At 36.7% G+C, this 12,728-nt stretch carries 9 protein-coding genes; all 9 read left to right on the top strand.

All coding sequences use genetic code 11. The features are described 5' to 3' along the window. Window positions 1-2: 2 nt before the first annotated feature. The 9 genes from ACEPXG_RS06895 (at window position 3) to ACEPXG_RS06935 (ending at window position 12,659) form a co-directional block, all read left to right on the top strand. Entirely contained in the window at window positions 3-1,049 is a 1,047-nt protein-coding gene (locus tag ACEPXG_RS06895) for an aspartate-semialdehyde dehydrogenase (RefSeq protein WP_391208743.1), read from the top strand. A gap of 4 nt (window positions 1,050-1,053) precedes the next feature. Continuing rightward, window positions 1,054-1,935, top strand: coding sequence for a 4-hydroxy-tetrahydrodipicolinate synthase (gene dapA, locus ACEPXG_RS06900; protein WP_391208745.1), 882 nt, complete (start codon window positions 1,054-1,056; stop codon window positions 1,933-1,935). Between the two features lie 882 nt (window positions 1,936-2,817). Then, a complete protein-coding gene (locus tag ACEPXG_RS06905; protein WP_391208747.1) occupies window positions 2,818-4,485 on the top strand; it encodes a ribonuclease J in 1,668 nt (555 codons plus the stop codon). Window positions 4,486-4,560: 75 nt separating this feature from the next. Next, the gene (locus ACEPXG_RS06910; RefSeq protein ID WP_413790113.1) at window positions 4,561-6,849 is read left to right on the top strand and encodes a DNA translocase FtsK; all 2,289 of its coding nucleotides are present in this window, start codon (window positions 4,561-4,563) and stop codon (window positions 6,847-6,849) included. Window positions 6,850-7,004: 155 nt separating this feature from the next. Next, complete coding sequence (locus tag ACEPXG_RS06915; RefSeq protein ID WP_391121409.1) at window positions 7,005-7,733, top strand: GntR family transcriptional regulator; 729 nt, start codon at window positions 7,005-7,007, stop codon at window positions 7,731-7,733. A gap of 47 nt (window positions 7,734-7,780) precedes the next feature. Next, complete coding sequence (locus ACEPXG_RS06920) at window positions 7,781-8,857, top strand: BMP family lipoprotein (RefSeq protein ID WP_391208749.1); 1,077 nt, start codon at window positions 7,781-7,783, stop codon at window positions 8,855-8,857. Window positions 8,858-9,111: 254 nt separating this feature from the next. Then, window positions 9,112-10,662: an ABC transporter ATP-binding protein gene (locus ACEPXG_RS06925; RefSeq protein ID WP_391208752.1), complete on the top strand. Its 1,551-nt coding sequence runs from the start codon at window positions 9,112-9,114 to the stop codon at window positions 10,660-10,662. Then, window positions 10,652-11,698 carry an ABC transporter permease gene (locus ACEPXG_RS06930; protein ID WP_151699529.1) on the top strand — a complete coding sequence of 349 codons (1,047 nt, stop codon included), beginning with the start codon at window positions 10,652-10,654 and terminating at the stop codon, window positions 11,696-11,698. Before ACEPXG_RS06925 ends, ACEPXG_RS06930 begins: the two co-directional genes overlap by 11 nt. A gap of 1 nt (window position 11,699) precedes the next feature. Then, window positions 11,700-12,659, top strand: coding sequence for an ABC transporter permease (locus tag ACEPXG_RS06935; protein WP_391208754.1), 960 nt, complete (start codon window positions 11,700-11,702; stop codon window positions 12,657-12,659). Window positions 12,660-12,728: the final 69 nt, after the last annotated feature.

A 12,728-nucleotide genomic window follows, 5' to 3' on the forward strand; every position in this document is an offset into this window, starting at 1 on the left:
GGATGTCAAAAGGTTATACAGTAGCAATAGTTGGAGCAACAGGTGCAGTTGGGCAAAAGATTATCGAAAAATTGGTTGAGAGAAGTTTTCCCTTTACAAGTTTAAAACTACTAGCTTCAAAGAATTCGGCAGGTAAACAAGTTGAAGTTAATGGTTTCCAATATACAATTGAAGAAGCAATACCAGAAGCGTTTCAAGGGGTAGACGTAGCTTTTTTCTCTGCTGGTGGTTCCATTTCTAAAGAATTAGCAAAAGAAGCTAGTAGCAGAGGTGCGATTGTAATTGATAATACAAGTGCTTTCCGAATGGATAAGGATGTTCCGCTTGTCGTGCCAGAGGTGAACAAACATGCCTTACATGAGCAAACTGGGATAATTGCTAACCCGAATTGTTCCACTATTCAGATGGTTTGTGCATTGGAACCAATAAAGCAGCATTACGGATTAACTAAAGTAATTGTTTCTACCTATCAAGCTGTATCAGGTGCGGGAGTAGCAGCTATTAACGAACTTACAACGCAAAGCACAAGTATGAAAGAGAAGAATCCAAACCCTCAAATTTTACCTGTCAAAAGTGCAGAAAAGCATTATCCTATTGCAGGAAATGTTATTCCCCAAATTGATGTATTTGATGAAGATGGATTTACATTTGAAGAACATAAAATGATGAATGAAACAAAGAAAATCATGTCGATGCCTGAGCTTTCTATTGCCGCAACTTGTGTACGAGTGCCAGTAGTTACAGGTCATTCAGAATCAGTTTATCTAGAAGTAGATAGAGATAATGTATCAGTAGATGAGTTAAAAGAATTGCTGTCAAATTCAGCAGGAATTACCGTCCAAGACAAACCCGAGCAACAACAATATCCAATGCCCTATTTTGTAGAGGACAAAGATGATGTTTTTGTTGGGCGTATTAGAAAAGACCCTTCGAACAGTAAAGGCTTCCATATGTGGATTGTTTCTGATAACTTATTAAAAGGTGCAGCATTAAACTCCATTCAAATTGCAGAGGCTTTAATTGAAGAGGGAATATTAAAAGAGGTGTAACGAAATGAATTTAGGTCAAGTTTCTACAGCAATGGTTACTCCATTTCGACTAGATGGTTTTATTGATTATATTGCAACTGAAAAATTGGTTGAGCATTTAATTTCTAATGGAACAGATTCTCTCGTTGTTTGTGGAACTACTGGAGAATCTCCAACGTTATCTACATCTGAAAAACTGGAATTGATCCAATTTGTTGTAGAAAAAGTAAACAAAAGGATTCCTGTAATTGCAGGAACAGGCAGTAATAATACAGCTGATTCGATTGATTTATCCCTAAAAGCGGAAGCACTAGGTGTAGACGCAATTATGATTGTAACGCCCTATTACAATAAACCAAATCAACGAGGGATGATTGCGCATTTTGAAGCAATTGCAAATGCAACCAATTTACCAATAGTGTTGTATAATATTCCAGGGCGATCTGGAGTAAATTTAGAGGCTGAAACAATTGTCGAATTGAGTAAAAACCCCTCTATTCAAGTTGTAAAAGAGACTAGTGGTAGTTTGGATCAAATGACGAAAATTTTGGCAAACACAGAAGAAGATTTCTTAGTATACAGTGGGGACGATGCTTTAACGTTACCATTATTAGCGATAGGAGGAACTGGAATCATTTCAGTTGCTTCGCATGTTATCGGAAAAGATATACAAGAAATGACTCATGCGTTTCATGAAGGGAACCATAAACACGCAGCAAAAATTCATCAACGAATTTTACCAGTTATTAATGGATTGTTTCAACATCCAAATCCTGTCGTGGTAAAATATGCCCTATCTAAAGTAGGGGTAGATGTTGGTTCTCTGCGTCTTCCAATGGTTGAAATGACGGAAGAGGAAAAAATAAGTTTTGATCTAATATGGGATGAATATATACAAAGTAAATAAGTAAAAAAAGACTGAAGCTACTTTTTCAGTCTTTTTTTAAAAATATATGAAAGTATATGGGTTATCAACCTGCGAAACCAGTGTTCATAGTACTTTAAAGAATTAAAGAATACCGCGGATTTCCGTTTCAGGTGGACGCGTTCCGCGGGGGCGTCGCATTCGCGTCGTTTGCGATGTCTCATATGTCTCCGAGGAACGAAGGCTAAGAGCGCCACATCGTGTGGCAACGCCTTCGTGACCAACATCCTGTTGGCCTCCGTCTGGAGTCGCCACCTTTCACTACAATCCATTAAGTGTGTAGTTCCTAACAAGAAGATTTTGCCCAGCTATTGCTAAGAGGATAGAATTAGTTTAAGTTTGATTTTTATAAAGTTTTCCTTTTATTCCGAACGTCTAAAAGTATACATAATTCATTGGGTAGCTGAATAGCGCTAGTGGAACTTGAAAAAAATAGGTAGCATCTATTGATAAAGAAGAGCTGAGCTGACGAAATTGTATCTTCGTCCGCTTTTTAAAAAAAGGAATGGATTTATTCTCTCATTATCCAAATCAAATGTACCATGTTTCTACATATTTCAAAAGGCCGACGGACAAACATCTGCCACAAGATTACCGAAAAAAGAGGATCTGGAAGTGATGCAGTCACTTCCAGATCCTCCATAAAAGTCTTAGTTAATAGTGTAGCCGATGTTTCGTCCAAAGCACTCTGGAAATAGTAAAGACAAGATGCACTTAAAGGACGCTAGCGTTTTTATTAAATGCAGTACCAATTCTGGACAAGCAAAATACATGCTTTATGCTTTTATTATTGTGCGAATCGCCCTCGTTCGATATAATGAAAATAAGTGGATGTTGGTCGGGTTAAATATAGGAGGAAAACAATTGGTAAAAGTAAAAAATGAACTTATTCGAATCATCCCCCTCGGTGGAGTAGGGGAGATCGGAAAAGCAATGTACGTAGTAGAAATTGATGAAGAAATATTTGTAGTAGACAGTGGACTTATGTTCCCAGAAAATGAAATGCTTGGTATAGATATTGTCATACCGGATATAACTTATTTAGAAGAAAATAAAAATCGCGTAAAAGGAATATTTTTGACACATGGACACGAAGACTCCATTGGTTCTATTGCTTATTTATTACAAAAAATTCAAGCCCCTGTTTATGGTTCAAAATTAACGATTGCACTAGCTAAGACGCATTTAAAAGCGTTACCTACAAAGCAATCCGTTAAATATTTTGAGGTTACAAATAAAAGCCGGATGAATTTCCAAAGCACTTATGTGACATTCTTTCACACAACACATAGTATTCCAGATTCATTTGGTATTGTATTTCATACTTCAGAAGGTGCCATTGTGCATACAGGAGAATTTAAATTCGACCAATCTGCAAAAGGAAAATACCGTCCGGATATCGCGAAAATTGCTAGCCTAGGTGAAGAAGGCGTATTTATATTACTATCGGATTCAACGGAAGCAGAAAGACCAGGATATACAACATCAGAGGCAGTTATTGAAAACCAATTATCAGAAACATTCCACGCTGCTCGAGGTCGTATTCTTGTGTCTTTATATGCTTCTAACTTTATTCGAATTCAACAAGTATTCGATAAAGCAGCAGAAACAGGTAAAAAGGTTGCAATTGCAGGGAAAAGTTTAGAAAATATTTTTGAAATTGGATTAGATTTAGGTTATTTTACTGTTGACGAAGAAACAATTATTCCCATTAAAGAAATATCAAAGTACAATGATGACGAAATTGTCGTTATCTTATCTGGCAATCAAGGAGAACCGCTAGAAGCGTTAGAAAAAATAATTCGCAAACATCATAAAGATATTAAAATAAAAGACACAGATACAGTATTAATCACATTCACACCCTCTCCTGGAATGGAAGTAAGCATGTTTCAAACAATGAACCAACTTGCAAAGGCTGGAGCGAAAGTATTAACATCCAGCAAAAATGTTCATGTATCTGGACATGGTAGCCAAGAAGATTTAAAAATGATGTTAAACTTAACAAGACCAACCTATTTTATTCCAATTCAAGGCGAATATCGTATGTTAATTGCACACTCAAAACTAGCTCAAGCCATAGGCATGACGAAATCGGAAATTTTTATTGCGGACAAGGGTGATATTGTCGAATATAAAAATGGTAAGATGAGAATGAGTGGAAGGGTACAGGCTGGAAATGTATTAATTGATGGGATTGGCGTAGGTGACGTAGGTAATATTGTACTACGTGATCGTAAGCTGCTCTCGCAAGATGGTATTTTTATAGTAGTAGTGACCCTAAATCGTGCGCAAAAGAAAATTGCATCTGGTCCAGAAATTCTTTCGAGAGGATTCGTTTACGTAAGGGAATCTGAAGCGTTAATGGATGAATCAGTTAATCTTGTCAGAACGATTGTTGAAAAATATGTGAATAAAGAAACGTTTGAATGGACAAACATTAAACAAGAAATCCGCGATACGCTAAACTCATATTTATTCCAACAAACAAAAAGACGTCCAATGATCATCCCGATTATTATGGAATATTAATAGGAGTGTGAGGATTTCCTTCCGTAAGCGGATAGGAAATCCTTTTTATCTTTTAAAGGAAAGTAGGTGACAATTTTGGCCCAGAAGAAGAAAAGAAAAACATTAAAAAGACCAACAAAAAAAACAAACAAGCAATCAATGCATCCATTAATGTATGAAATCGTGGGATTGATTGTAATTGGAATTGCCATTATTTCTTTTTTTGAATATGGTCTAGTTGGTAGAGGATTAGCTTATATAGGTTATTTTTTCTTTGGTAATTGGCATATTGCTATTCCTTTTTTATTAATTGTTATTGCACTTATTGTTATGATTAAGCAAACGTTTCCATCTTGGAACCATCGACTATTATTAGGTTTTGCCTTCTTGTTAAGTAGCCTTTTGCTATTTAGCCACATAGCTCTTTTCGAACAATTATTTACAGGAAAGGCTTTAGTGACCAATTCTGTCCTAAGAGAAAGCTATAGGATCTTAGTGGAAAGTGGAGGGATTGTAGATAGAAGGAGTTCTTTGGGTGGGGGAATGATTGGAGCAATCCTTTTTGCATCGTTCCATGTTCTATTTGACTCATCAGGAGCCAAAATTGCTGGTTGGCTATTGCTACTAATTGGACTAGTCCTAATAACAGGAAAAGCACTCGTCCCATATTTGGTAGATTTATCACCTAAAATAAAAGACTTAATCATAAATAGGAAGAAAAAAAAGAAACCAGCTATTTCTGAGAGAAAAGCAAGAAGATCCAAAAAAGAAATTGCGCAAGAAGAAGCGGTTACAACACATGATGAAGAAACGATTCGTATAGAGGAAATAGTAGTAGATTCTGCTCCAATCATTTCTGCATTTACGGAACGTATTTCAAAAAGAGAAGCACCTGTTGAACCTTCTCCTGAACCAATTGAAATAAATATAGATTCAGAAGTAGTAGAGAACGAAGATTATCAACTACCAGCCATCACGCTTTTAGATGCGCCTGCTCATAGCGATCAAAGTGGTGAGTTAAATGCCATTCAGGCAAATGCCAAGAAATTAGAACAAACATTTTTAAGTTTTGGTGTAAAGGCCAAAGTTACACAAGTACATTTAGGACCTGCTGTAACAAAATATGAAGTACTACCGGATGTAGGAGTTAAGGTAAGTCGTATTGTCAGTTTGCATGATGATTTGGCATTAGCCCTCGCTGCAAGAGACATACGAATTGAAGCCCCAATTCCCGGAAAATCAGCAGTTGGTATAGAAGTACCAAACAAAGAAGTAGCGATTGTAAGTTTAAGTGAAGTACTGGAATCAGAAGAAAATAATAAGCCGAATTTAAAACTGTTAATAGGATTCGGGCGAGATGTTACTGGTCAAGCAGTATTAGCTGAACTGAACAAGATGCCTCATTTACTCGTTGCTGGCTCGACAGGTAGTGGGAAAAGTGTTTGTATTAATGGCATTATCGTTAGTATTATGATGCGTGCGAAACCTCATGAAGTAAAAATGATGATGATTGATCCAAAAATGGTGGAGTTAAATGTATACAATGGGATTCCACATCTATTAGCACCTGTCGTAACAGATCCAAGAAAAGCTTCTCAAGCATTGAAGAAAATTGTTTCTGAAATGGAAAGAAGATATGATCTATTCTCTCATACAGGTACTCGTAATATGGAGGGATATAACGAGCATATTGATAAATGGAATGAAGAAAACGAGGAAAAACATCCAAAACTTCCTTATATTGTTGTTATTGTAGACGAGCTAGCTGACTTAATGATGGTTGCTTCAAGTGATGTAGAGGATTCCATTACGAGACTTGCACAAATGGCACGAGCTGCAGGTATCCATTTAATTATCGCCACACAGAGACCGAGTGTGGATGTAATAACTGGTATTATAAAAGCAAATATTCCTTCCAGAATTGCATTTGCAGTGTCTTCTGCAATTGATTCACGCACCATATTAGATATGGGAGGTGCTGAAAAGTTACTGGGTCGAGGAGATATGTTATTTTTACCAGCGGGTAGCTCTAAGCCAATTCGAGTTCAAGGTGCTTATTTATCTGATGCGGAAGTGGAGAGGGTAGTTGACTTTGTTATTGAACAGCAAAAAGCAAACTATCAAGAAGAGATGATTCCAGAAGAAACTTCAGATTTGGAAGAACAAATGGATCGTGACGACCTGTATGATGATGTAGTTCAATTAGTTACGGAAATGCAGACGGCATCGGTTTCTTTATTGCAACGTCGCTTTAGAATTGGATATTCGAGAGCCGCAAGAATTATTGATCAGTTGGAAATGAATGGAGTAGTGGGTCCTTACGAAGGAAGTAAGCCTCGGCAGGTACTTGCTCCAAAATACCCATCAGATCACGACCTTACATGACGAAATGATTACAGTCAAATGAAATTATGATTAAATCTTTTTTTAAAATAAGAATAAAAGTATTTATTTCAATCATTAATAATGGTATAGTATGACTGATTAGTAGGAATGTTTTACATCAGAGGTCTGATCTCTATAAAATGGTGGTGTTTTCGTTGACAATCAAAGTGGACAATCGTCATTTATATCTTCAAGTGATTGATCGTCTAAAAAAAGACATTGAAAAAGGCATTTTCAAAGAAAAGGAAAAACTTCCTTCTGAATTTGAATTAGCTAAATCACTTGGAGTAAGTCGTGCAACTTTACGAGAAGCGCTTCGTTTATTGGAAGAAGAAAATGTCATTATGAGAAGACATGGTGTTGGAACATTTGTGAATTCAAAACCCGTTTTTACTTCAGGAATTGAGCAACTCTCAAGTGTTTCATCCATGATTCGAAGTGTTGGTATGGAACCGGGTACGATTTATTTAAGTTCTTTGCAAACGCTTCCTTCAAAAGATGATTTAGAACGCTTTCAATGCAGCGAAGAACAATCTATTATTTCTATGGAACGAGTACGTACAGCAAATGGTGAACCAGTTGTATATTGTATCGATAAAGTTCCAGAACAATATTTGCCAAATGATTTTCTCGTTAGGGAAGAAGGTTCCATTTTTTCTGCTTTAGAGGAATCTGGAGACATTCGTGTATCACATGCAGTAGCTTTCATTGATCCAGTGGGATATCATGAAGTTGCTTCACCAACATTAAATTGCGAACCAGAAACTTCATTGCTAGTATTAAAACAACTTCACTACGATGAAAATGATCGAGTTGTTTTATACTCGAAAAATTATTTTAGAGCAGATAAGTTTAGCTTTCATGTTGTTCGAAAAAGGGTGTAAAATCATTTAAATTCCTGCTAATAAGAAAATTAATGGAGGTTTTCAATTTGACGAAACGTAATTTTGGATTAGGACTGTCACTTGTATTAGCTGCTGGTACTATCCTTGGAGCTTGTGGTTCAAAAGATGAAGGAACAACTTCTAAAGGTTCAGAAAGCACTGGTACTCCTGAAGCAAAAGATTTCTCTCTAGCAATGGTAACGGATGTTGGTGGGATTGATGACAAATCATTCAACCAATTAGCTTGGGAAGGTATTGAAGCGTTTGGTAAAGAAAACGGCCTTAAAAAAGGTGATGGTGGATACGATTACCTTCAATCAGCTGGAAATGCTGATTATTCAACAAACTTAACAAGCTTAGCACGTCGTAACTTTGACGTAGTATACGGTATTGGTTTCTTGATGGAACAACCAATTGCTACAATTGCAGAACAAAAACCAGATAATCACTTTGCTTTAATTGACTCTGTTGTTGATGCGCCAAACGTTGCTTCTGTAATGTTTAAAGAACAAGAAGGTTCATACCTAGCTGGAGTTGCAGCTGCTCTTATGTCTAAATCTAAAAAAATCGGTTTCGTAGGTGGAATGGAAATTCCAGTAATTGAACGATTTGAAGCAGGGTTCTTAGAAGGAGTTAAAGCGGTAGATCCAAGCATTAAAGTAGATGTACAGTATACAGGTAAATTCGATGATGCTGCACTTGGTAAAACAACTGCAAACCGTATGTATTCTTCAGGCGTAGATGTTATTTTCCACGCTGCAGGTGGTACTGGTAACGGAGTATTTTCTGAAGCAAAAGAACGTAAAAAGAAAGATCCAAATGCTAATGTATGGGTAATCGGAGTTGACTCTGACCAATATGCAGAAGGTCAAGTTGGAGATAAAAACGTAACACTTACTTCTATGCAAAAACGTGTAGATGTTGCAGTACAAGAAATTGCTAAACTTGCAATGGATGGTAACTTCCCTGGTGGTAAAACAACTACTTATGGTATAGCTGAAGGCGGAGTTGGTCTTGCTGACTCACGTGGAGCTATTTCAGATGATGTTTTAGCTAAAGTGAAAGAATACTCTGACAAAATTGCTGCTGGAGAAATTGTTGTACCTGAAAAAGTGGAAAAATAAGTAAGTTAAACATCATAAAGACCGAGTTATTCGGTCTTTATGATATTTTAATTAATAGATGAAAGATTTTAAATATTTAAAGTCTTATTTGGGTTGTATGCAAAATCTAATGTTGAAGGTGGACATATTCAGTTTGGAGTAAAATAGCTTGACAACAATATCAATCAAGAAGTATTTTTATAGACTGACTGGATAAAAAAATTTAAAGTCTTTCCTGTATTAATTTTGTACTAGTATAGTAGGGAGTGAATTCATTGGATTATGTAATAGAGATGCTTGGTATTCGAAAAGAGTTTGGATCGTTTGTTGCAAATGATAACATTACCCTTCAATTAAAAAAGGGAGAAATTCATGCTCTTTTGGGAGAAAATGGTGCTGGGAAGTCCACACTCATGAATGTCCTATTTGGACTATATCAACCTGAAGCTGGGGAGATAAAAGTTAATGGGAAATCTGTTAACATTACTGATCCCAATGTAGCTAATGATCTTGGCATTGGAATGGTTCATCAGCATTTTATGCTTGTTGAAAATTTTACAGTTACTGAAAATATTATTTTAGGAAATGAACTAACAAAAAGCGGAATGCTTAATATTAAAGATGCTGCGAAGAAAATCCAGGCATTGTCCGAAATGTATGGTTTAGAAGTAGATCCATATGCAAAAATCGAAGACATATCTGTTGGTATGCAGCAACGTGTCGAAATATTAAAGACGCTTTATCGAGGAGCAGAAATATTAATTTTCGATGAACCAACAGCTTCTCTTACACCTCAAGAAATAACGGAACTAATTCAAATAATGAAACGATTGATCCAAGAAGGAAAATCGATTATTTTAATCACACATAAATTAAAAGAAATCATGGATGTTTCAGATCGAGTGACAGTTATCCGTAAAGGTGTAGGAATTGGAACTGTTATTACAGCTGAAACAAATCCAAATGATCTAGCTTCATTAATGGTTGGTAGACAAGTAGATTTCACTACTGTGAAAAATGAAGCGCATCCAACAGAAGATTCACTAATAGTGAAAAATCTAGTCGTAACAGACTATCGTGGGGTAGAGAAGATCAAAGGATTGAATTTAACAGTACGTAAAGGTGAAATTTTGGGGATAGCAGGGATTGATGGAAACGGTCAATCGGAATTAATTGAAGCTATTACTGGCCTTCGCAAAGTGAAAAGTGGAACAATTTCCATCAATGGAAAAGATGTGACCAATAAAAAGCCTCGTACTATTACAGAAGCTGGGGTTGGTCATATTCCACAGGATCGACATAAACATGGACTAGTTCTCGATTTTTCAATTGGACATAATATCGCGTTACAAACATACTATATCCCTCCAATTTCTAAAAACGGAATTATTAATTATGGTAAAGTATCGGAACTTGCGCAAAAAATAATTACTGATTTTGATGTACGTACGCAAGGGGAAGATACACTTGCTCGCTCTTTATCGGGTGGAAATCAACAAAAAGCGATTATTGGACGAGAAGTTATTCGAAATCCCGAATTATTAATCGCTGCTCTTCCAACTCGTGGATTGGATGTAGGAGCAATTGAATTCATTCATCAACGCTTAATCGAACAACGTGATAAAGGAAAAGCGGTACTTCTTCTATCATTCGAGTTAGATGAAGTCATGAATGTATCGGATCGTATAGCAGTTATTTATGATGGCCAAATTGTCGATACTTTATTGCCAAAAGAAACAACGGAGCAAGAGCTTGGTTTGTTAATGGCTGGACAAACAAGAAATGAAAAAGATGTAAATCAGGGGGATAAACCGCATGTCGAATAGAGTAGTAAATATACTTGTCCCTGTTATTTCTGTTATTTTAGGACTGCTTGTTGGAGCAATCGTTATGTTAGTAAGCGGCTATGATCCTATAGCAGGATATAGTGCATTATGGAATGGTATTTTTGGTGATGCATATACGATGGGTGAAACAATACGTCAGATAACCCCTTACTTATTATCAGGATTAGCAGTAGCGTTTGCTTTCCGTACTGGGTTATTTAATATAGGGGTTGAAGGTCAACTACTTGTCGGGTGGTTTGCGGCTGCGTATGTTGGAATCGCATTTGATCTCCCAATGTATATTCATTTGCCTTTTGCCATTATCGCTGCAGCCTTAGCAGGTGCATTGTGGGCATTCATTCCAGGTCTATTAAAGGCCAAGTTACAAGTGCACGAAGTTATCGTAACAATTATGATGAACTATATAGCACTCCACACAACAAATGCACTTATCCGTGTTGTTTCTCATGGTGGGGAAAATACAGGGAACATTAAACCAACTGCATCATTAAAATCCGCATTCTTTGAAAGTATAACGGATTATTCTAGATTACATTATGGTATTTTCATTGCACTTGCAATGGTGTTAGTCATGTGGTTTATTTTAGAAAAGACAACAACTGGCTTTGAATTGAAAGCAGTTGGATTTAACAAAAATGCTTCTCAATATGCTGGTATGAATGTTCAGAAAAATATCATTCTTTCCATGGTTATCTCAGGAGCATTTGCAGGACTTGCAGGAGCGATGGAAGCACTTGGTACTTTCCAATATGCAAATGTTAATGGTGGATTCACCGGTATAGGATTTGATGGTATAGCAGTAGCTCTATTAGGTGCTAACACACCACTTGGGATTATTTTTGGTGCAACTTTATTTGGTGCGTTAAAATTTGGATCCTTGAATATGCCAAATGCAGCTGAAATACCTGTTGAGATCGTATCGATTGTCATAGCAATCATTATTTTCTTCGTAGCTTGTGGTTACGTAATTCGCTATTTCCTTGTAAAAATGAACAAGAAAAAGGAGGCGAAATAGTATGAGCTTTTTAGACGTTCTATATTTCATCATTCCAGCAGCTATTTTTTATGCTGCACCACTTATCTTTACAGCTATTGGTGGGGTTTTCTCTGAGCGATCAGGTGTTGTTAATATTGGACTAGAAGGTTTAATGGTAATGGGTGCATTTATCGGCATACTATTTAACTTGAAGTTCGTCGACGTATTTGGAACTTATACTCCGTGGGTTTCACTTCTTGCAGCAATGGTTGTATGTGCAATATTTTCTTTAATGCATGCAGTCGCTTCCATATCATTCCGTGCAGATCAAACAATCTCCGGGGTAGCGATTAATATGCTTGGTGTTGCAGTCGCATTATTTTCTGTGAAACTGATTTTTGGCAAAGGTCAAACAGACTACATTCAGGAACGTTTTATTCGATTTGATATTCCTCTTTTAAGTGACATTCCAGTCCTTGGACCGATGTTTTTCAAAGATGTATATTCTACATCTATCTTAGCTATTGGAGTAGCAATAGGAGCTTGGTTTGTCATATATAAAACTCCATTTGGCTTACGTCTCCGTGCTGTTGGTGAACATCCAATGGCGGCTGATACAATGGGAGTAAATGTAACAAAAATGCGTTATATAGCGGTTATATTATCTGGTGCTCTTGCTGGAATTGGTGGTGCAGTATATTCTCAATCCATCTCTGGAGAATTCAGTCATACTACTATTAATGGACAAGGTTTCATGGCACTTGCTGCGATGATTTTTGGTAAGTGGCATCCACTTGGTGCACTTGGAGCAGCATTATTCTTTGGTTTCGCTCAAGCACTAAGTATTATTGGTGGTCAAATTCCTTATATCGATCAAATACCAAGCTACTTCTTGCATATTTTGCCTTATGTATTAACGATTTTGGCAGTTGCAGGGTTTATTGGTAAAGCACATGCACCAAAAGCGAGTGGTGTTCCATATATTAAAGGAAAACGATAAAACTTTTAGGGACCAAATTCATTTGGTTCCTTTTTGTTTGTCATGGAATCACTTGAACATGTATAGTGA

Source organism: Psychrobacillus sp. L4 (genome assembly GCF_042944905.1).
Taxonomy (GTDB): domain Bacteria; phylum Bacillota; class Bacilli; order Bacillales_A; family Planococcaceae; genus Psychrobacillus.

Bases quoted from the DNA above. Each gene is read 5' to 3' on its own strand.
- ACEPXG_RS06935 (WP_391208754.1), top strand. From the start codon at position 11,700: ATGAGCTTTTTAGACGTTCTATATTTCATCATTCCAGCAGCTATTTTT.
- ACEPXG_RS06895 (WP_391208743.1), top strand. From the start codon at position 3: ATGTCAAAAGGTTATACAGTAGCAATAGTTGGAGCAACAGGTGCAGTT.
- dapA (WP_391208745.1), top strand. From the start codon at position 1,054: ATGAATTTAGGTCAAGTTTCTACAGCAATGGTTACTCCATTTCGACTA.
- ACEPXG_RS06930 (WP_151699529.1), top strand. From the start codon at position 10,652: ATGTCGAATAGAGTAGTAAATATACTTGTCCCTGTTATTTCTGTTATT.